This is a genomic window from Nonomuraea candida (assembly GCF_000725485.1).
GTDB lineage: Bacteria > Actinomycetota > Actinomycetes > Streptosporangiales > Streptosporangiaceae > Nonomuraea > Nonomuraea candida.
Map to the genome: position 1 here is coordinate 159,336 of NZ_JOAG01000019.1, position 19,390 is coordinate 178,725.

The following is a 19,390-nucleotide window of genomic DNA, read 5'->3' on the forward strand; positions in this document are numbered from 1 at the left end:
AGGAGTGACGATGTCCGGCTCTTCCACCCAGGGAATCAAGACCGTGCTGCACCCCGTGTCCGACCTGGCCAAGGCCAAGGCCGTGTACGCGGCCCTGCTGGGCATGGAGCCGCAGACCGACTCGCCCTACTACGTCGGCTTCGACGCCGAGGGCCAGCACATCGGGCTGGTGCCGGACGGCGGGCCGCAGGGCATGACCTCGCCCGTCGCCTACTGGCACGTGGCGGACATCGAGGCGAAGGTGGCCGAGGTCACCGCCGCCGGCGGCACCGTGAAGGAGGCCGCGCACGAGGTCGGCGGCGGCCGCATGGTGGCCACCGTCACCGACCCCGACGGCAACGTCCTCGGGCTCATCCAGGACCGCTGACCACCCCCATCCCCTCACGTGAAAGGACCTGACATGACCTCCCTGGCCTCCGTCACCCTGGAAACCCCCGACCCCGCCGCCATGACCGCCTTCTACGCCGCCTTCGGTCTGGGCCCTTATGTGCGCGTACGCGCCTCGGACGCGCCGGCGACCGGCTTCCGCGGGTTCGCGCTGTCACTCGTTGCGTCCCAGCCCGGCGACGTGGACGCCCTCGACGCCGGCGCCACGACGCTGAAGCCGGCCACGAAGGGGTTCTGGGGCTACGGCGCCGTCGTAAGCGCCCCGGACGGGACCATCTGCAAGATCGCCACCTCCAGGAAGAAGGACACCGGCCCCGCCGCCCCGCGCATCGACCAGGTCGCGCTCCTGCTGGGAGTGGCGGACGTCAAGGCCAGCAAGCGCTTCTACGTCGAGCGCGGCCTGGCCGTGGCCAAGAGCTTCGGCGGCAAGTACGTCGAGTTCGACACCCCCTCATCGGCCGTCACCCTGGCCCTCTATCCGCGCCGTGCCCTCGCCAAGGACACCGGCATGCCCCAGGAGGGCGCCGGCTCGCACCGCATCGTGATCGCCGGCGCCGCCGGACCGTTCACCGACCCGGACGGCTTCGTCTGGGAAGCCGCGTCCGCCTGACCCCGGCTCGCCCGCTCGCCGGGCACTGGCGGCACCCGCCGGAACGACCCCGGGGACCACGAAACCCCACCCGAGATCCTCAAGCAGTCCATTTCATCCGGCAGTTCATCTCATCAGGAGACTTACCATGAGCGACACCTACCAGGGATTCACGGCCGAGGAGCGCGCCGCGATGAAGGAGCACGCCCAGGACCAGAAGAAGGCGGCGCGCCGCGGCTCGCGTGCGGACAAGGCGGCGCAGGAGCTGCGCGACGTCCTCGCCAAGATCGCCGAGATGCAGGACTCGGACCGCGTCATGGCCGAACGCGTCCACGCCGTCATCACCGCCACCGCCCCGACCCTCGCACCCAGGCTCTGGTACGGCATGCCCGCCTACGCACTGAACGGCAAGATCGTCTGCCACTTCCAGAGCGCGGCCAAGTTCAAGACGCGCTACGCCACGCTGGGCTTCAGCGACCAGGCGAACCTCGACGACGACACGATGTGGGCCGCCGCCTTCGCACTGACCGAGGTGACGGCCGAGGTCGAGGCCCGCATCAGCGCGCTGGTGAAGCGCGCGGTGAGCTGACCCCCACCGGCGAGCGAATCACGACCGACGATCGCGCGCCTTCCCCCCGCGGAAGACAACGGTTCGCGCCGGACCGCGACCGGACCGCGACCGGAGTCGCCCTCGTCCTGGCAGGCGCAGCCGTCTCTCTCGTGCTGGCGATCTACGCGGCGTTCATGGCGAACTCGAGATCATGACGGCCCTGGCCACGCTCTCCGCCGGCTTCGCCGTCTCGTTCATCCGCACGTATATTCGCGGCAGACTCTGACCCCACGCCCCCAAGCCCTCGGCATCCGGCATCCGGCATCCGGCATGAGCGGACCAGAACGAGCAGCGCTCACCTCTCGTTACCTCCAGCGACCCACACCCGTCATATGTGCGACGGCCACGAACGCCCACGGCCGTACGACATTGACAACATTGGGGAGACCAGGATGCTGACGAACATCATGTACGTGACGATCCCCGTCACCGACCAGGACCGCGCGCTGCGGTTCTACGCCGAAGGACTCGGCCTGGAGAAGCGCATCGACTACCCGGGCCCGGAAGGACGCTTCCTCACCGTGGGCGTCCCCGGCGACCCGGTCGAGATCATCCTCTGGTCACACGCGCAGGGACAGCCCGTCGAGCAGCAGCCGGGCGCCGCCTCCGCCTCGCTCGTCCTGGAGTCGGATGACCTGAGGAAGGATTTCGAGGTGTTCCGCCGGCGAGGCGTGACGTTCGACCGCCCCGAACCGGAGGACTACCCGTTCGGCGTCCGCATCGAGGCGGTGGATCCGGACGGCAACCAGATCTCCCTCCGCCAGCAACGCCACCGCCGCCCCCGCACCGCTGACTGACCGGTAATAACTACACCCCAGCATCAAACGCCAATTTACCGGCGAAACCGACTAATAATGGGCGCGGCTTCAGCCGCGCCCATTCATCCGCCCCGACACTGATTCCACCTCGGCGGGTCCAGGTCAAGGAACGGAACCGCGAGCCCACGATCACCTCCAGCCCGGCAAGACCACCCCCGCAATAGCCAAAGGCATGCACTGACTAAACCTGGATCCGCCAGAAGGCAAAGGCGTGGCAAACTGACCTCTCCGAGCGGAGAAGGCGGGTGATGGCGGGAAGGCCGGCTGATCCGTCCGAACACACTGACAAGGATGTTCGTAAGGTCCTCAAGCGCTGGGTGGACATGGGATGGGTGCTTCGTGACGAGGGCCACGGATTTCGGCTCTACTGCCCATGCGAGAACAAATGCACCACAATCCCTGTCGCAAGCACACCACGCAACGCCGGCACGGCGGCTCGAAGGATCAACTCGGCTGCTCAGCTGTGTCCTAAGGACTCCGATGGCCCTCGCAGAGCATTGACGGGATGGATCGGGAATAATGGGCTCGCCTGTCGACGGGCGTCAACAGCACTGAGAAGCTCGGAGCACCGGGAGGAGGGGCGATGGAGTACGAGTTCCGCTTCGTGGTCGAGGGGGCGTCGGTCGACGATGCCGCGGCCGTCACGGTTCTTGAGCAGGAGCTCGATGCCATGCTGTTCCGCGGCGGAGGCGTAGATCTTCTTGATGTCGCCGCCGAGGGAGAAGACGCTCTCGACGCGGCGATGAACGCGGCACGAGCCGTCTACCAGCGGGTGCCCGATATTCGCCTCCTCCACCTCCACCGAGACCTGGTGGGAATAACAGAAATAGCCGAGCGGGCCGGAGCAACCCGGCAGAACGCTCATCAATGGGCCACCGGGCAGCGCCGGTCTGGCGAGACCGCTCCGTTCCCGGCTCCAGAGGGAACAGCCGGACGCACCCAGGTGTGGCTTTGGACAGAAGTGAACGCCTGGCTCAGACAGCTGGGCAAGGATGACGGTGTCAATCGGCCCAGCCGCAACGAAATGGCCGACATCGACTCCGCTCTGAACTGCAGCCTGCACCTCAGGACCAAATCGTCGGAGCTACGCTGGCGCCGCGTCCGAACCTGCACCGTCGTCGCCACATACCAGGCCACCATTGAACTGACTGAGGCCGAAGACGCAATCCAGTCGGCCGCAAGTGCGTCGCCGCCCTGGGACACTGCGACCGCAACGGACTACAGGGTCGCCGTACGATGAGCCTTGAGCAGCACGATGAGCCACTGGACCCGACGGCCGCGCTGCAACTCAAGAACGTCTTCTTCTACGAATGCTCCAGCAGGCGATGGAACTCGGTTCCGGGCGAAAAAGAAGTCCCGCCGGAGGAGACCTCCCACACCCTCCGCGTTCTGCACCAGACCAACGGTCACCGATTCTTGGTACGCGGCCGGCTGACCGTGAAAACTCCCCAAGGAGTGCTCATCGCGGATGCCGTAGCCGTCTTCGAAGCCACCCCAGAAAAGGGGGCAGCACAAAACTCCGCAGCGGAGGCCCATCCGGATCTGAAGCTCGGCGAAGACGCCCAGACATCCTTCGCCGAGAACGTGGGCGTTCCAACGCTGTTCCCGTTCCTACGCGAGGCGATTCATAGCGGCGCGAGCAGAATCGGCATCAGAGCGCCCCTCCTCGGCATTCTCCGAGCGGGGAGCGTGCGGCTCAGCCCGGCCGACGACGCGTGATCGATCAGCACGTGAACAGCGACACGCGTCCCCTCGCCACCAGATCATCCCGCCGGTGAACCGGCCGAACGAACGACGGCTCCGCTGGAGCTACGTTCACGGGGAGGTTTGCATCGCTCCAATAGACTGCCGCCATTCCAGGGCTTCGGCCGTGTCGCGATACTCCAGGAGGTGCTGGCCGGCGATCTTCTGGAGCAGGTCGCGTATCTCACGCTCGCGAGCCGGTCTTTGTAGGTCACCGCGTCGTTCAGCGGGTGCCGGTACTCGTAGACACCCACCTCCTGGAGCAGCACCGTCTCCTCGGTCTGCACGACCCGTCGCTCCGTCTCGCGCAGGCGCCGGGTGGCGTCGTCAATGGCGACTTTCAGCCCTGCGTGCTCTACGTGCAGGGCCTCGGTCATCGCCGCGATACGCATGGCATCCATGCCGCCAAGGCGCTCCACCCATTGGCGTAGTTGGGCGTTCTCCTCTTCGAGCCGCTTCTTTCCCCCGAACAGCCCGCCGCTCTTGCGTTCCGGCAGTTGTGACGCATTCGGAGCCGATCCTGCCGGCGTTTCCTCAGCAATCCAGAACTCCCACCCGGCGGGAGCCTTCGGCCATGACGGATCGGGCTGCCATCCCTGTGGCGGCTTCCATCCGCGGGGCGGAACCGGCCAGCCAGGAGGAGAGTTGAACCGGAACTCGGGCATGGGCGCTCCTCAAGTGCACACGACGAGCCGTACACAGGGTGAGATAGCTGTGAGCGCCCTCAGAGTTACACGAAGCGAGCGCTCGGAGGGTTTCCCTTCACCGTGGGACGTGACCTGGCCGCAGTTCTCGACGGCGAGAGGCGTCGTCACCCTGGCCTGATCACGGAGATGAGAGGCAGCACGGCGTCCGCCGGCCGCCCTGCGCGCGTCCGCCCCGCCGCCCGGCGAGCTCAGGGCGTGCAGTCCGGGACGTGGTCGCGCAGGCCCAGGCGGCTCTCGTAGAGGGCCACCTTGTGGGTGATCAGGCTGAGGCACTCGTCGAGTTCCCGCATCTGGGCGAGCACCCGTTCGCGATGTTCGCGCAGCACCTCCAGCCGTTCCGCCTCGTTGCCCTGGCCCGCCCTGACGAGCTCGGTGTAGCGCCGGATGTCGGTCAGGGGCATGCCGGAGGCCCGGAGCCGGATGCACACGCCGAGCCAGTCGACGTCGCCCTCGTCGTAGATCCGGTGCCCGGCGGCGCCCCGGCGTACCGGCTGGGGCAGCAGCCCCTCGCGCTCGTAGAACCGGAGCGTGTGCACGCTGAGCCCGGTGCGTTCGGCGACCTGGCCGATGCTCAATCCCGACATGCGGCCAGCTTGACCTAGAGTCGGCTCTAGATTCTACGGTTCCGCGGTATGAGATATCGCATCCTCGGCGGCACCGGCATCGAGGTCAGCACCCACTGCCTCGGCACCATGATGTTCGGCTCGGCCGGCAACCCCGACCACGACGACAGCGTCCGCATCATCCACGCCGCCCTCGACCGGGGGATCAACTTCGTCGACACCGCAGACATGTACTCGGCGGGCGAGTCCGAGGAGATCGTCGGCAAGGCGCTGCGGGGCCGGCGGGACGACGTGGTGCTGTCGACCAAGGTGCACTTCCCGATGGGTGAGGGGCCCAACCGTGGCGGCAACTCGCGGCGGTGGATCATGCGTGCGGTCGAGGCGAGTCTCAAGCGGCTGCGCACCGACTGGATCGACCTCTACCAGATCCACCGCCCCGACCACCGGACCGACATCGAGGAGACCCTCTCCGCGCTGACCGACCTGGTGCGCCAGGGCAAGATCCGCGCCTTCGGCAGCTCCGCCTTCCCTGCGCATGAGACGGTCGAGGCTTACCATGTGGCCCGGCAGCGCGGGCTGTACCGGTTCCGTACGGAGCAGCCGCCGTACAACATCCTGGCCCGAGGCATCGAGGGCGACGTCCTGCCCACCGCGCAGCGGCTCGGCATGGGCGTGCTCACCTACAGCCCGCTGGGCTGGGGCTTCCTGACCGGCCGGTACCGCAAGGGACAGCAGATCGACCTCTCGCAGGGCCGCGCCGCGCTGGCGCCGGAACGCTTCGACCCGTCCATCCCGGTCAACGCCGCCAAGCTGGACATCGTCGAGGAGCTGGTGAAGCTCGCGGACGAGCTCGGCTGCACCCTGCCGGCACTGGCCATCGCCTTCGCCGCCGCACACCCGGCGGTCACCTCGGTCATCCTCGGCCCCCGCACGATGGAGCAGCTGGAGGGGTTGCTGAACGGCGCCTCGCTGGTGCTCGACGACACCGTCCTCGACCGGATCGACGAGCTCGTGCCGCCCGGCACCAACGTCTACCACCCTGTCGGCCTCTGGAGCCCCGCCCCCCTCACCGACCCGGCCCTACGCCGCCGCCCCCTCCCCGACCGCGCCGCAAGCTGACCCACCACGCCACGCCACTCCTCGCCTGGCCTGGCCTGACCCGTCGATCCTCAGACCTGCATGGGGTCGGCCGCATCGCGGGGATCGCCAAGGACGCATCCGCAGCCGCATACTCCGCGTCCGTGGCGGCCACCATACAACCGGTGCCGCACGAGCGTGATCCGCATCTGCGGCGTTGAACAGTGCCCACCGGATCTGCGACGCGCCGCCCTCGGCCGTCGTGTTCGGTTCGTACGTAAGCGCGGGGTGCGGTGCCCACGCCAGTGTCCCATCACAAGTCGGGGCTGGCCCAGGCCGCACGCCCGGACGGCGGGGTGGAGGGCCCGGTACGGCGGCCGGCTCGCCCCGTGACTCCGCTCTGCCACGAAGCGTCTACTGGTCAGACGGGATCGGTGAACGAGATCGGCTTGCCGGTGGCGCGGGCATATTCGATCTCCCTGCTCGTGGATTCGCCGATATACCCGCCGGGGTTGACGACCAGAACCCGGTCAGCCAGGTCGATCTTGCGCAGGTGGAGGGCGTCCAGCGCGCTCTTCTGCTCGCTGGTGATCGACTCGTCTGCTTCGCCTGGCGCGACGACGATGACACCGGCGAAGGTCAGATCACGGTTGGCCGCACGCATCTCGTCCACGAACCGGGTAGAGCCGCAGATGCAGACAATCTCAGGTCGGTCGGGCACGGCTCAGTCCTTCAGTCGAACGGGAAACCGTCCGTGTGCACGATGACGTTCACACACAGGACACGAGCCGACAGTTTACGCAGCGAGCTGGACACCACGCGGCTGCACCGTCGTAGGCGGGAGGCGTGGCCCGTCCCGGGAATGGCGCTCCTCTCGGGGGCGGGTATCGACGGCCCAGCCGGTAGATGGGCAAGGGGTGGGCACGAAGGCGAGCGCAGCGAGGCAGGGTGTCGGAGGTCGAAGGGGGCGGAGCCCCGTGGGAAGCACTGTCTGGAGCACACCACCGCGCGAAGCGCGCCAAGAGAGGCGGAAGGCCACGCAGTGAGAGGCAGGGAAAGAGGAGAGAGCGGGTGACGGGAATCGAACCCGCGCTGTCAGCTTGGGAACCGGCTACTGATCTTGCCGCGCTGAGCTGGGAAACGATGGTGCAGGCCGGAGGGTATCTGCTGCTCGTGAATAGCCGTGAGTGACCGCGGCTTCCCGCCCGTTCTGGCACGCATCTGGCACGAAACCTAGATGTCGAAAGGCTCCTGCGAGCCTGAAGGTGATGATTACGGTCGTACGCCGACCCTTGGGGGTGGTGCTGCTGCCGCCAGCGGAACTGCTTGCGTAGACTCGTGGGCATGAGCGCTGAACATGCGCATGAGGAGCTTCACCATCTGGTGGACCGGCTGTCGCCCGACCAGGCACGTCGGCTGCTGCGCTTGGTCAAGACGGATCCGGAATTGGCTGAGGCGGCCGACGAGGAGCCGTCTGAGCCGGTTCGGCATCGTCGGCTGTCGATCGCCGGGATCGGCGCATCAGGCGAAGGAGATCTGTCAGAACGGGTCGAAGATCTGCTGGCGGAGCGGTTCAATCGGTCGGTGTGACCGCCACACTTCTGGACACCGGCCCGTTGATCGCTGTCGTCGATCGAGATGACAGGCACCATGTCTCATGTGTACGGCTTCTTGAGTGTCTGAAGGGGCCGCTGCTCCTTCCATCGACAATCTTGATTGAAGCCGGCTGGACGATCAACAGGCACATGGGGCCTGCTGTACACGCCCAGTTTCTTGATCTCGTGATCGAAGAGTTCGAGCTGGTTGAGCTGCTTCCTGTGGATGTGCGGCGGATGGCCGAACTCGTCCGGCTCCACAAGGATGCTCGACTCGACCCTGCTGACGTGTCCGTGGTCGCCATTGCCGAGCGTCTGGGCATCACACAGATCGCGACGATAGACCGACGGGACTTCACGCTCATTCGCCCTCGGCATGTGTCAGCGTTCAGGTTGCTGCCCGAGATACTTACCTGAGAGATGATGGAGCGGGTGACGAGAATCGAACCCGCGCTGTCAGCTTGGGAATTGCTGTGACCGCCGGTCCCTGACCACGGATTGCCTGGTCAGCACGGTTGCCGGTGTGGTCGTGAGTGTCCGTGGTTGACCCCTCGTTGCCGGGGTTAATGGCACGCTAATGGCATGACGATCACCAGGAGTTAATGCCATGGCTGCCTTGCGCAGGCGGTGCCCGACGAATGCCTGGGGTCGTCCCAAGCGGGCAACTGCAGCCTCGAACTGCCGGGAGTCTGCGACTGTCGGTGGCGGCTGGCAGCATGGCGCCATGACTACGCATCCCCTTGACGTCTCCTGGCTCTGCGGAGAGTACACCGAGTATGGCTACAGCTTCATCTACGTCCGTGACGCACCCGAGCAGGCAATCGCTCGCCTTGGCGGTCGATGGGAGGACTTCACGCCCGGCCCATTCCCCGGCAACCCCGACAAGTTCCCGTTCCCCGGCGACCCGATCGGCATCGCCTCCATCGGCGAATGGTCGTTCATCGTCGAATCTGGCTCGCTTGGCACCCGCGAAGAAGACGTGCTTCCTTCGCTGTCCAAGGGCACCCGCCTCGTCTCCCAGTTCGCGCTCAGCATCAAGGGCTTGGACTACTTCTACTGGTTCGAGGACGGAGAGATCAGATTCGGCTTCTGGGCACAAGAGGGATACATGATGGAGACACCGGACGAACTCGTGGACACCATGGCGGAGATCGACAGGCTCTACCCCGGGTTACCCTATCTCTACGAAGGGCCGGCCTTCCTGCTCGCCGAGCGCCTCACCGGGATAACGCTGACCCAGAAACTGTTGGCAGATTCCACCTTTTACTGGGGAGCCGTGCCAGAACCACCCCTATAGCCATCACTGATGGCAGGGTAAGCAGCCCGTGACCTGCGGTTTTGTCGCCGCACTGCGTGCACCAGCCCTGCCTGGTCATCCCGGCTCCCACCTCAGCCACCTACGGACCTCAACCCCGGCACGGGGATCATCCCGGAGCCGGAGCGCCCCCGCCGGAGGCATGGGTTCAAGGGTCACCGGCGCTATGTCCGGTCGGCGGAGTTGACTCCTCATTCCAGTTGTCGAGGATGATGACGGGTGCCTCTTCTACCTCCAGCCATTCGCTTTCAAGGCGCATGCCGGTGGCTGCCTCGATGAAGGCGAATGCCGCGCTGAGCTTGCCGCGGTAGTCCTCCGAGTGGAGGCTGTCGAGCATGGGCAGGAAATCGGCCAGGATGTTGGGGTCGCCCTGCTGGATGCGGTGCTCGGCGAAGATGAAGTAGCCCATTCGTGCCTTGATCTCGCCGTCGGCTGCGTTGAGGATCGTGTATCCCCCGAAGGTGTGCCAGGTCGTCATCCATACCCGTGACGTCTTGCTGAGTTCGGCCACGATGTGATCGGGTGTGGCGTAGCCGTAGCTGAACTCCAGGAAGCCGTGGGTTCCTTCGCCCTCGAAGGCGAAGAGCACCGGCTGGTCCTCCGTATAGGCCTCTTCCGTGGGATATTCCATGGTGCGTTGTTGGGGATCGCGGCCTCCGTTCAGCAGCCGCAGGAGGTCGTCCATTGTGATCTCTTCGTCCAGGGGTTGCACAACAGTCCAGCAGAGCGCGTGCTCTAACCACTGGTGCCGGTCGAAGAGGTTGCGGTAATGATCGATCACGGTGCTGATTGTCGCGGAAGATGCCAGGAGGCGGCGTGGCAACCGCGCCCGGAACGTTCGGTCGGTACGGCGGGGCCGGCGTGCGGCGCCCGGCCCGGTGTCCCGCCGCCGTCCGGGACCGGCCCCCAGGCCGCACGCCCGGACGGCGGGCGGGCGGAGGGCCGGAGGTACGGCGGCGCGCCGCGCCGCCGCCTTGATACCTACAAGAGCTATTCGGCAATGTTCCGGTCGAGCACCCCGGCCTTGCGGGTTTCGGCGATGAGTTCCACGAGGTCGGCCACCAGCTTGGGGCTTGCGGCGATGGTCGCTTGGGCGGTCATGCTGTGCGGGCTGCCGTCGAGGTCGATCACGGTTGCTCCCGCTTCTCGGGCGATGATGACTCCTGCTGCGGTGTCCCAGGGGTTGTTGCTGAGCATGATGGTGGCGTCGATCCTGCCGTGCGCCACCCACGCGAGATCGATCGCGGCTGAGCCGAACATCCGGATGCGCTGGACACGAGCGGCGAGTTCTTGGGTCAGGGCGATCCGTGGCCGGTTGCGTTCGTCGGCGTTCTCCCCTACGGCGTAGTCGCCGATCGCCACGATCGCGGTCTGCAACTCGGGGGCATCGCTCACCCGGATGTCCGAACCGTTGACGGCAGCGCCGGCCCCTTCAGCCGCCGAGTAGCGGAGGTTGAGGAACGGCAGGTCAATGATGCCGAGTGTGGGTGTGTCCTTGTCGACCAGTCCCAGGGAGACGCCACAGAGCGGGATGCCGTGCAGGAAGTTGGCCGTTCCGTCCACGGGGTCCAGCGCCCACATCAGGCCGTCGCCCAGGTGGCTGACGCCTCCCTCCTCACCCAGGAATCCAATCTCAGGACTCTCACGGGACAGGAACTCCCGAACAGCATGCTCAACGGCGTAGTCCACCTCCGTCGCCATGTCCCGGTCTCCCTTGGCCGTGACAACGCCGGGAGCCTTGGTACGGATGATCTCGCTGGCGATCGACACGGCGCGCTCGGCGATCGGGAGAAGAGTCCGGGCGTCGATGGTCATACAGGTTTGCTCCGCTCCCACATGTCCCTAAACACCTGGTCGAAGATGGGGAACACCCCTCTGCGGCGGTGTTGTCTGTGATCACAAACGTAGGTGAATCGACTCCGCGTGCCTGTGGCAGGTACGGCTGGACCACGCACAACGCCCGGTCCACGATGATCAAGTTGAATCGGATCGTCTCGTCGTAGACGTGGAGTTCAAGGCGCTGGGCCGACGTGGTGTCGAGCCGATCGCGCAGCCTGGTCAGCATGCTGATGTTGAGCGCCGTTAGGGTCGTCAGGGTGCTGTCGGTGTAGCCCTCTTCCGCTTCGCGGGCGCGGATCGACTGGCCCTTCGGGTCGAGGAAGAGGCAGCGGATGCGCGTGCCTGAGTCGAGCAGACGCTTGAGCTGATGATCGGGATAGCTCTGGCAGAGGATGTTGAGCGACAAGCCTGCTGCGTTGATCTCCTTCGCGTCGTCGAACATCGATGATGCCGGGTATGCGGAGGAGAAGGCCGAGCGGCTACTGAAGACCGCGGTTACATCGGCCATCTGCGGCATGGCGCAGGCGGCGGTGTCGGGGCCGGCGCTTCTGGCTGGCTCCGGATCTGTTCTCTGTGCGGGGATCTCGACGGCGGTCGTGGCGAACAGCTCATGTGCCGACCTGCCCGGGAACATCGCTTCCAAGACGCGGCAGTGGCCCGAGTACGGCAAGCCCTTGAGCTCCCCGTTCAGCCATCGGTGGAGCTGTGCCCGGCTCGGCCAACCGCCCTGCAACGACGGGTCCACCTTCTTGGCCGCCTTGTCGTACTCCTTACAGAACGTGCTGTAGGTCTGCCAATGGCGTTGCGTCAGAAGAGTCTTCAACAGGATCGGCTGGTCCGTCATGATCCGCGCCTCGGGCTGGGGTGCCATATAGGCCCAGGTTAGCGACAGAGACGGGCTCGGACGAGACTAAGAGGAGACGAAAAGAGACGAGTCGATTACAGACGGTACTCGCGAGCGATCGAGACGTGACAAGTCCTCGGGCGATCCTCGTTGCATGACTGCGCCGTGTAACTCCTGCTCAGGACGAGGCTGGAAGTACATCAGCCTCCGCCGGGCCGTGGTGGTGGCCGAGAACAACTCAGGCGATGCCGCTCCTGATGACCGACACCGCGATGACTGCTGGCGGTGCAGCGGGACCGGACGGGCGGGTGCGCTGCTGTGAACGTCTACGTCGGCTGCTCTGCACCTCACGTGGGTCCGCCTCGGCCAAACTGCATGCGCCTGGTCTGGCGGGAGGTGGTCCGCGAGCAGGGTCCGCCGCGCGTGATCGAGTTCACCTGCGAGTGCGAGGACGTCATCTACGAACGGTGTCGCGAGGGTGGCCTTGTCTACATCCGTCGGACTACGCGTCTCGATGGAGTGGTGCAGCAGATTCACGAGACGTATCGCTGGCGGTCCAAGGAGGCGCAAGACGTCTGGATTGCCCTCCTCAATGGTGAGGCTCGGTAGGCGGGCGCGGCGGATGGCGAGTTCAGGGCTGCCATTGCGTCACGTCTTGGTGCTGGTGGAGGGGCTGTCTGTGGCGCAGTCAGATGGTTCCTCCACCAGCTCGTACGCTTCCTGTAGGGGCGGGATCACCGCACTGACCCGAGCGGACCTCGACCTCGACGCGGGCACGGTCCGCGTGCGCCTGGCCTACGTGGAACGCTCCACTGTGACGACGACGGCCCGGCCGCCCTGACGGCGGTAAGGTGAATGCGACCCGCTTCGCGCCGTGCGAGATCAGGACTGCAGCCAGCGTCCATCTTGATATTCGACCGGTATCTCGTCATCCCCCGGATCGATCCCCAGTGCATCCAGCGCATCGAACCACCGGTCCCGCTGAGATTCGGGAAGGCGTGTCCCGCACCAGGGACAGAACGAGATGATGATGGAGGAGCTGCCGCCATCGTGGATGAGCAAGCCGTACTCGACGAACTGCTCGTTGAACCTGATGAGCATGTCTGGGCAGTCGGACGGGTCCGGATGCTGATCACACTTCCAAGTCACCTGGCGAACCATCGACTCGCAGCAGTGCTCGACCAAGGACACCTCTCCGCCTCATGGCACGCTAATGGCACGCGGAGATCAACAACTCTAGACAAGATCAAAGCCCAGGCACCGAATCCATCGATCCACCTGGGCTTTCATCATGAGAGCGGGTGACGGGAATCGAACCCGCGCTGTCAGCTTGGGAAGCTGATGTTCTGCCATTGAACTACACCCGCGCACACCCGGAAGGTTGCGTCCCCCACTGTAGCGGAAACTTGGCCCACAACAGCAATCCCAGCCCCGCACTCTTTGTTTCCGCCCGGTAGGTTGCTCACCGTGTTGCTATCTGACCGTGACATCCTCGCCGAGATCGAAGCCGGGCGGCTGGCTCTGGATCCGTTCGACCGGGACATGATCCAGCCCTCCAGCATCGATGTGCGGCTCGACCGTTTCTTCCGGGTCTTCGAGAACCATCGGTATCCGCACATCGACCCGGCGGAGGAGCAGCCGGATCTGACGCGGATGGTGGAGCCCAGCGGTGACGATCCGTTCATCCTGCATCCGGGAGAGTTCGTGCTGGCCTCCACGTACGAGGTCGTCACCCTGCCCGACGACCTGGCCTCGCGGTTGGAGGGGAAGAGCTCGCTGGGCCGGCTGGGGTTGCTGACGCATTCGACGGCCGGGTTCATCGATCCGGGGTTCAGCGGGCACGTGACGCTGGAGTTGTCGAACGTGGCGACGTTGCCGATCAAGTTGTGGCCGGGGATGAAGATCGGGCAGTTGTGCGTGTTCAGGCTCAGCTCGCCGGCCGAGCACCCGTACGGGTCCGCCAAGTACGGCTCCCGCTACCAGGGGCAGCGCGGGCCCACGCCGTCGCGGTCGTACCGGAACTTCCACCGCACCAAGATCTAACTTAGATGAACAACAGATGAACATCAGGGGAACATGTAGGTGAACGTGCCCCGTTCGGAGCCCGTTCGCGAGGGGTTCTGAGCGGCCCGAATCGCGGCGCGAGCTGCAAAAGGGCCTAAAACTACGCGGAACGGCGGTGTTGCACAACATACGCCGGGTAGCGAGAAGGCGAAGGGGACATGAAGTTCGCATTTCGCCTGGTAAGCCATACCCTCTTCCACGGACCATCCCCGCACATCTGGAGAACGACGTGCGCCTGCGTCTCACGCCACGTGAGGACAGCTACTACGACCTGTTCGCCGACTCGGCGAACAACCTGGTCACGGCATCCCGGCTGCTGGTCGAGATCATCAGCGACGGCTCGGACAGGGAGGCCCTGGCCGAGAAGATGCGCGCCTGCGAGCACGCCGGCGACGAACGCACCCATGCGATCATGAACCGGCTCAATGAGAGCTTCATCACTCCGTTCGACCGCGAGGACATCTACCGGCTGGCCTCGAACCTCGACGACGTGATGGACGCCATGGAGGCGGCCTCCGACCTCATCGTGCTGTACCAGCTCGACCACCTCCCCAAGGACGTCGTGCGCCAGGTGGAGGTGCTGGAGCGGGCGGCCGAGCTGACCGCCGAGGCCATGCCGCGCCTGCGCTCGATGAAGAACCTCAACGAGTACTGGATCGAGGTCAACCGCCTGGAGAACCAGGGCGACCAGGTCTACAGGAGGCTGCTGGCCAAGCTGTTCAGCGGTGAGTACGACGCCCTCACCGTCATGAAGATGAAGGAGGTCGTCGACGCGCTCGAAGAGGCGGCCGACGCCTTCGAGCACGTGGCCAACACCGTCGAGTCGATCGCGGTCAAGGAAAGCTAGGCCCAGCTGTGGACCTCACGCTCGCCCTCGTCATCGGCGTGGTCGTCATCGCCCTTGTCTTCGACTACACCAACGGGTTCCACGACGCGGCGAACGCCATCGCGACCTCCGTCTCGACCAGGGCCCTGACCCCCAGGGCCGCGCTGTTCATGGCCGCGGCCATGAACTTCATCGGCGCCCATCTGGGCACCCAGGTCGCGCAGACGGTCGGCAAGGGCATCATCGACGCGCCCAACGGCTCTCACGGCCTCGTCATCGTGGCCGCGGGACTCATCGGCGCGATCACCTGGAACATGATCACCTGGTATTTCGGCCTGCCCTCCTCCTCCAGCCACGCCCTCATCGGCGGCCTGGTGGGCTCCGCCCTGGCCTCGGCCAGCGTGGTGCACTGGGACGGCGTGCTGGAGAAGGTCGTCATCCCGATGATCCTGTCGCCGCTGGTCGGGTTCAGCCTCGCCGCGGCGGTCATGATCGCAATATATTGGATCTTCCGCAACAGCCAGCCGGGCCGGACCAACCGCGGCTTCCGCTACGCGCAGACCGTCTCGGCCGCCGCCATGGCGCTCGGGCACGGGCTGCAGGACGCGCAGAAGACGATGGGCGTGATCTTCCTGGCGCTCACGGTCGGCGGGTTCGCCCAGCCGACGGACCCCATCCCGCAGTGGGTCATCCTGGCCGCCGCCGGGGCGATCTCGCTCGGCACGTACGCCGGCGGCTGGCGCATCATGCGCACGCTGGGCCGGCGCATCATCGCCCTGGACCCGCCCCAGGGCTTCGCCGCGGAGTCGGCGGCGGCGACCGTCCTGTACGGGGCCGCCATCGGGTTCGGGGCGCCCATCTCCACCACGCACACGATCACCTCGGCGATCATGGGTGTGGGGGCCACCAAGCGGCTCAGCGCCGTGCGGTGGGGGGTCGCGGGCAACATCGTGACCGCGTGGATCCTCACCATCCCGGCCGCCGCGCTGGTCGCGGCCGTGTCGTACTTCATCCTGCACGCCCTCGTGGAGAGCTGACCGGGGGCGCCTCTGAGGGCACGCGGCCGACAACGCCGTCGGCCGCGCCCACGCCATCGAAGAAGCCGGCCCTCCGGGAGAAGGCGGCCGTTCCCCAGGGGCCGGTCGTCCGCGAGAGGCCGGCCTCCAGGAGAGAACGACCTCAAGGGCATCAAGGGCATCAAGGGCAGCCGATCCGGCGGCTCGTCTCCCCAGCGTCGTGGAGCGAGCCGGGCCCGTCCCCTCGTCAGCCGCCGGGGGCGTACATCACGTCCACGTCCCACCGGTTGAACCCGAGCGACTCGTACAGCCGGATCGCCGCCGTGTTGCTCTCGTCCACGTACAGCATCGCCTGGGCGAGGCCGCGGGAGCGCAGGTGGCCCAGGCCGGCCAGGGTGAGGGCCTTGCCCAGGCCGGTGCCCTGCTGGGAGGGGTCGACGCCGACGACGTACACCTCTCCCAGCGGCTCGTGGCCGTGCTCGGAGGAGCCGTGGATCTTCGTCCAGTGGAAGCCGGCCAGCCGGTCGCCGCGGAAGGCCAGGAAGAAGCCGGCCGGGTCGAACCAGGGCTCCTGCTCGCGCCGCCGCAGGTCGTCCATCGTCCAGGCGCCCTGCTCCGGGTGGTGGGCGAAGGCGGCGGCGTTGACCTTGAGCCAGGCCTCCTCGTCCTGCCCGGGCACGAACGTGCGCAGGCTCACCCCCGGCGGCAGCGTGGAGGCGGCCAGCGGGGCGTACAGCGAGCGGCGCATCTGCCACAGCGAGCGCACGCGGTCGAAGCCGAAGGTGGCCGCCAGCGCGCCCGCGCCCGCGTGGTCGCCGTGGGCCCACAGGCGCGGCCTGCCGTCCGTCAGGTCCATGACCGCGCCGAGCAGGCGCGCGCCGTGCCCGCGCCGCCGGAAGGCCGGGTGGATGACCAGCTCCACGCTCGGCCCCTCCACCTCGTCGGTGGGATCGACGTGCGCGTAGCCCGCCAGGTCCGTCTCCGACCACAGCAGCAGGGAACGGGCCTGCGGATCGCCGCCGTAACGCAGGTGGAGCATCACGTGCTCGTTCAGCGGGCGGACGCCGTCGGCCTCCGTCGCCGCCTCGACCAAGGCGAGCACCTTGGTGATCTCCTGGTCATCCAGCCGTTCCCTGATCTCCACGCGCGCGTTCACAGAACGAACTCTAGGCGTCCCCCTGGCAAAAGACGCCATGGATCAGCCGTGCAGTTCGTTACCTTTGCGACATCGACTGCATAGGTTCCACCCGTAACGTCTGTGGCCATGACGTCGTCTCGTTCCTTCCTCCGGGTGGCACTGGCCGGAGCCGTCGCCTCGGGCGCGGTCCTGCTCGCCACCCTCCCGGCGGACGCGAGCAAGGCCGCCAGGACGGTTCCCGTCCGGCTGCTCTCGCTCAATGACTTCCACGGCAACCTCGAACCCCCGACAGGCTCGTCCGGCCGCATGGTGGACGAGCACGGCCACACGGTCGACGCGGGCGGCGCGGCCTACGTGGCCACGCACATGAAGGCCCTGACCGACGGGAACACCATCGCGGTGGCCCAGGGCGACCTCATCGGCGCCACCCCGCTGATCTCGGCCGCCTACCACGACGAGCCCTCGATCGAGTTCCTCGACAAGCTGGGGCTCAAGGTGGCCGCGGTGGGCAACCACGAGTTCGACGAGGGGTACGCCGAGCTGCGGCGGATCATGGACGGCGGCTGCCACCCGGTGGACGGCTGCTCGCCCGCCGGCCCGTGGAAGGGCGCGAAGTTCGACTACGTGGGCGCGAACGTGCTGTTCAAGAACCCGCACGAGAAGACCGACGCGCTCGCGGCCCTCGGCGGCTCGAAGTCGCCCGAGGTCAAGAAGGTGCTGGCCGACTGGGGCGTGCCCGCGCTGCCGCCGGTCAGCGTCAAGTGGATGAACGGCGTGCCGATCGGCTTCATCGGGCTGGTCACGAAGACCACCCCGAACATCGTCGGCAGCGAGGGCATCAAGGACCTCAAGTTCGTCGACGAGGTCAAGGCCGCGAACGTGGCCTCCAAGCTGCTCAAACTGGTGGGCGTCAAGGCCCAGGTCGTGCTCGTGCACGAGGGCGACCAGGTGAACGCCGGCCAGTCGCCCGACGCCTGCGCCGCCGTGCCGGGGGCGGGCAACCGCATCGCCACGCAGGTGGACGCCGAGATCGACATGGTGCTGAGCGGCCACTCGCACCAGGCGTACCTGTGCCAGGTCAAGGACCCGGCGGGCAACGACCGCCTCTACTCGCAGGGCGGCTCGTTCGGGCGGGTCATCACGCAGATCGACATGAGGGTCAATGTCAGGACGCGCGACATCGACCGCGCCTCCGTGGTGGCCGACAACCACGTCGTGACCCGTACGGTCGCCGCCGACCCCGAGATCTCGGCGTTCGTGCAGACGTGGAAGGAGCGGGTCGCGTCCGTCGCGAACAAGGCGATCGGCACCATCACCGCCGACATCACGAACACGGCCGCGCCCTCCGGGGAGTCCCCGCTCGGCAACCTCATCGCCGACGCCCAGCTCGCCGCCGCCAGGACCGGCGGCAACGCGCAGATCGCGCTGATGAACCCCGGCGGTGTACGGGCCTCCCTGACGTACGCCTCCTCGCCCGCGAACGAGGGCGACGGCGTCGTCACGTACGGCGAGGCGTTCGTCGTGCAGCCGTTCAACAACCTGGTGCAGGTCGTCACGCTGACCGGCGCCCAGCTCAAGACGGTGCTGGAGCAGCAGTTCCCCGGCGGGCCCAACAACCAGGCGTTCCCCAAGATCCTGCAGCCGTCGGCGAACTTCACCTACACCTACAGCCGCAGCGCCGCCTGGGGCTCGAAGGTCTCCGACATGAAGATCGACGGCGTGCCGGTGACGGACACGCAGGCGATCCGGGTCTCGGCCAACAACTTCCTGGTGGGCGGCGGTGACGCGTTCCCCGCCTTCCTGGACGGCACGGACCTGTGGAGCGGGCCGCTGGACATCGACGCCTTCGCCGCGCACCTCGGCGGGAACAGCCCGGTCGCGCCGCCGGCCACCGACCGCATCACCGTCGCGCCCTAGCCGGGCCCTGGGCCCGTCTCCTCGGGGCGGGCCCAGGTCAGCCACTTGCGCGCGATCTCCGTCTCCAGGTCGACCCCGTGGTGGCGGGCCATGAGCAGCACGTGGCACACCACGTCGGCCAGCTCTTCGCGGAAGCCCGCGTCGAGCTCCTGCTCGGTGCGGCCCTTCTTCCTGGCCCTGCCGGTGAGCATGAGGAACGCCTGGGTCAGCTCGCCGACCTCCTCCTGGAGCTTGAGCAGGAACCAGGTCTCGTCACGCTCGATGCCCACCGAGGCCGCGTAGCGCTGCGAGATGGCCTCGATCTCCTCGGAGAGCTCGCGCAGGTGCATGCCGCCGAGTCTA

The 19,390-nt window shown here is 66.8% G+C and carries 23 protein-coding genes and 1 tRNA gene; 14 read left to right on the plus strand and 10 right to left on the minus strand.

The genetic code is table 11. The annotated features are described in order from the left end of the window. Positions 1-10: 10 nt before the first annotated feature. From IO39_RS19820 to IO39_RS19845, 6 genes are all read left to right on the plus strand, one after another. The gene (locus tag IO39_RS19820; protein ID WP_043625059.1) at positions 11-367 is read left to right on the plus strand and encodes a VOC family protein; all 357 of its coding nucleotides are present in this window, start codon (positions 11-13) and stop codon (positions 365-367) included. A 33-nt stretch (positions 368-400) separates the two neighbouring features. Continuing rightward, positions 401-997: a VOC family protein gene (locus tag IO39_RS19825; RefSeq protein WP_043625061.1), complete on the plus strand. Its 597-nt coding sequence runs from the start codon at positions 401-403 to the stop codon at positions 995-997. 127 nt (positions 998-1,124) lie between these two features. Beyond that, on the plus strand, positions 1,125-1,565 hold the full coding sequence (locus tag IO39_RS19830) for an iron chaperone (RefSeq protein ID WP_043625063.1): 441 nt from the start codon (positions 1,125-1,127) through the stop codon (positions 1,563-1,565). Between the two features lie 413 nt (positions 1,566-1,978). Then, positions 1,979-2,383, plus strand: a complete 405-nt coding sequence (locus tag IO39_RS19835) for a VOC family protein (RefSeq protein WP_043625066.1) — start codon at positions 1,979-1,981, stop codon at positions 2,381-2,383. Between the two features lie 604 nt (positions 2,384-2,987). Beyond that, a complete protein-coding gene (locus IO39_RS54565) occupies positions 2,988-3,644 on the plus strand; it encodes a hypothetical protein (protein ID WP_052423088.1) in 657 nt (218 codons plus the stop codon). Next, positions 3,641-4,123, plus strand: a complete 483-nt coding sequence (locus IO39_RS19845) for a hypothetical protein (RefSeq protein WP_043625069.1) — start codon at positions 3,641-3,643, stop codon at positions 4,121-4,123. Before IO39_RS54565 ends, IO39_RS19845 begins: the two co-directional genes overlap by 4 nt. Before the next feature lie 44 nt (positions 4,124-4,167). Here IO39_RS19845 and IO39_RS54570 read toward each other — a convergent pair whose 3' ends face one another. Together IO39_RS54570 and IO39_RS19855 are read right to left on the minus strand one after the other, a co-directional pair. After that, positions 4,168-4,812, minus strand: a complete 645-nt coding sequence (locus IO39_RS54570) for a hypothetical protein (RefSeq protein WP_157548635.1) — start codon at positions 4,810-4,812, stop codon at positions 4,168-4,170. A 230-nt stretch (positions 4,813-5,042) separates the two neighbouring features. Then, complete coding sequence (locus IO39_RS19855) at positions 5,043-5,438, minus strand: MerR family transcriptional regulator (protein WP_043625075.1); 396 nt, start codon at positions 5,436-5,438, stop codon at positions 5,043-5,045. A 48-nt stretch (positions 5,439-5,486) separates the two neighbouring features. Between IO39_RS19855 and IO39_RS19860 the strand changes: the two genes are divergently transcribed. Then, on the plus strand, positions 5,487-6,536 hold the full coding sequence (locus IO39_RS19860) for an aldo/keto reductase (RefSeq protein WP_043625078.1): 1,050 nt from the start codon (positions 5,487-5,489) through the stop codon (positions 6,534-6,536). A gap of 379 nt (positions 6,537-6,915) precedes the next feature. On the opposite strand, the gene IO39_RS19865 is transcribed toward IO39_RS19860, so the two are convergent. Further along, on the minus strand, positions 6,916-7,215 hold the full coding sequence (locus tag IO39_RS19865; RefSeq protein ID WP_043625081.1) for a hypothetical protein: 300 nt from the start codon (positions 7,213-7,215) through the stop codon (positions 6,916-6,918). Between the two features lie 623 nt (positions 7,216-7,838). Between IO39_RS19865 and IO39_RS54575 the strand changes: the two genes are divergently transcribed. From IO39_RS54575 to IO39_RS19875, 3 genes are all read left to right on the plus strand, one after another. Next, complete coding sequence (locus IO39_RS54575) at positions 7,839-8,084, plus strand: hypothetical protein (protein ID WP_157548638.1); 246 nt, start codon at positions 7,839-7,841, stop codon at positions 8,082-8,084. Next, positions 8,081-8,506: a type II toxin-antitoxin system VapC family toxin gene (locus tag IO39_RS51880; protein WP_043625083.1), complete on the plus strand. Its 426-nt coding sequence runs from the start codon at positions 8,081-8,083 to the stop codon at positions 8,504-8,506. Before IO39_RS54575 ends, IO39_RS51880 begins: the two co-directional genes overlap by 4 nt. Before the next feature lie 307 nt (positions 8,507-8,813). Further along, positions 8,814-9,386, plus strand: a complete 573-nt coding sequence (locus IO39_RS19875; protein WP_052423090.1) for a DUF6461 domain-containing protein — start codon at positions 8,814-8,816, stop codon at positions 9,384-9,386. A gap of 166 nt (positions 9,387-9,552) precedes the next feature. On the opposite strand, the gene IO39_RS19880 is transcribed toward IO39_RS19875, so the two are convergent. The 5 genes from IO39_RS19880 to IO39_RS19910 all read right to left on the minus strand — a co-directional run bounded on the left by IO39_RS19880 (position 9,553) and on the right by IO39_RS19910 (position 13,454). Continuing rightward, entirely contained in the window at positions 9,553-10,185 is a 633-nt protein-coding gene (locus IO39_RS19880) for a hypothetical protein (RefSeq protein ID WP_052423091.1), read from the minus strand. Between the two features lie 209 nt (positions 10,186-10,394). After that, positions 10,395-11,174, minus strand: a complete 780-nt coding sequence (locus IO39_RS19885) for an inositol monophosphatase family protein (protein ID WP_245642072.1) — start codon at positions 11,172-11,174, stop codon at positions 10,395-10,397. Further along, on the minus strand, positions 11,077-12,114 hold the full coding sequence (locus IO39_RS57825; protein ID WP_245642074.1) for a DUF5919 domain-containing protein: 1,038 nt from the start codon (positions 12,112-12,114) through the stop codon (positions 11,077-11,079). Before IO39_RS57825 ends, IO39_RS19885 begins: the two co-directional genes overlap by 98 nt. An 855-nt stretch (positions 12,115-12,969) precedes the next feature. Continuing rightward, entirely contained in the window at positions 12,970-13,278 is a 309-nt protein-coding gene (locus tag IO39_RS19905) for a DUF6980 family protein (protein WP_245642076.1), read from the minus strand. 105 nt (positions 13,279-13,383) lie between these two features. Then, positions 13,384-13,454 (minus strand) — tRNA-Gly (locus IO39_RS19910). Between the two features lie 100 nt (positions 13,455-13,554). On the opposite strand from IO39_RS19910, the gene dcd reads away from it, so the two are divergent. The 3 genes from dcd to IO39_RS19925 all read left to right on the plus strand — a co-directional run bounded on the left by dcd (position 13,555) and on the right by IO39_RS19925 (position 16,014). Further along, positions 13,555-14,130: a dCTP deaminase gene (dcd, locus tag IO39_RS19915; RefSeq protein ID WP_043625379.1), complete on the plus strand. Its 576-nt coding sequence runs from the start codon at positions 13,555-13,557 to the stop codon at positions 14,128-14,130. A gap of 250 nt (positions 14,131-14,380) precedes the next feature. Then, positions 14,381-14,998 (plus strand): DUF47 domain-containing protein, encoded by a 618-nt coding sequence (locus IO39_RS19920; protein ID WP_043625094.1) that lies wholly within the window; start codon positions 14,381-14,383, stop codon positions 14,996-14,998. An 8-nt stretch (positions 14,999-15,006) separates the two neighbouring features. Beyond that, the gene (locus IO39_RS19925; RefSeq protein WP_043625096.1) at positions 15,007-16,014 is read left to right on the plus strand and encodes an inorganic phosphate transporter; all 1,008 of its coding nucleotides are present in this window, start codon (positions 15,007-15,009) and stop codon (positions 16,012-16,014) included. Between the two features lie 226 nt (positions 16,015-16,240). Here the strand turns inward: IO39_RS19925 and mshD are convergent, their stop codons facing one another. Then, entirely contained in the window at positions 16,241-17,149 is a 909-nt protein-coding gene (gene mshD / locus IO39_RS19930; protein WP_043625099.1) for a mycothiol synthase, read from the minus strand. Positions 17,150-17,257: 108 nt separating this feature from the next. Here mshD and IO39_RS19935 point away from each other — a divergent pair, with 108 nt between their 5' ends. Further along, positions 17,258-19,048 carry a bifunctional metallophosphatase/5'-nucleotidase gene (locus IO39_RS19935; protein ID WP_043625101.1) on the plus strand — a complete coding sequence of 597 codons (1,791 nt, stop codon included), beginning with the start codon at positions 17,258-17,260 and terminating at the stop codon, positions 19,046-19,048. On the opposite strand, the gene IO39_RS19940 is transcribed toward IO39_RS19935, so the two are convergent. After that, entirely contained in the window at positions 19,045-19,377 is a 333-nt protein-coding gene (locus IO39_RS19940) for a nucleoside triphosphate pyrophosphohydrolase family protein (protein ID WP_043625103.1), read from the minus strand. The genes IO39_RS19935 and IO39_RS19940 overlap by 4 nt on opposite strands. Positions 19,378-19,390: the final 13 nt, after the last annotated feature.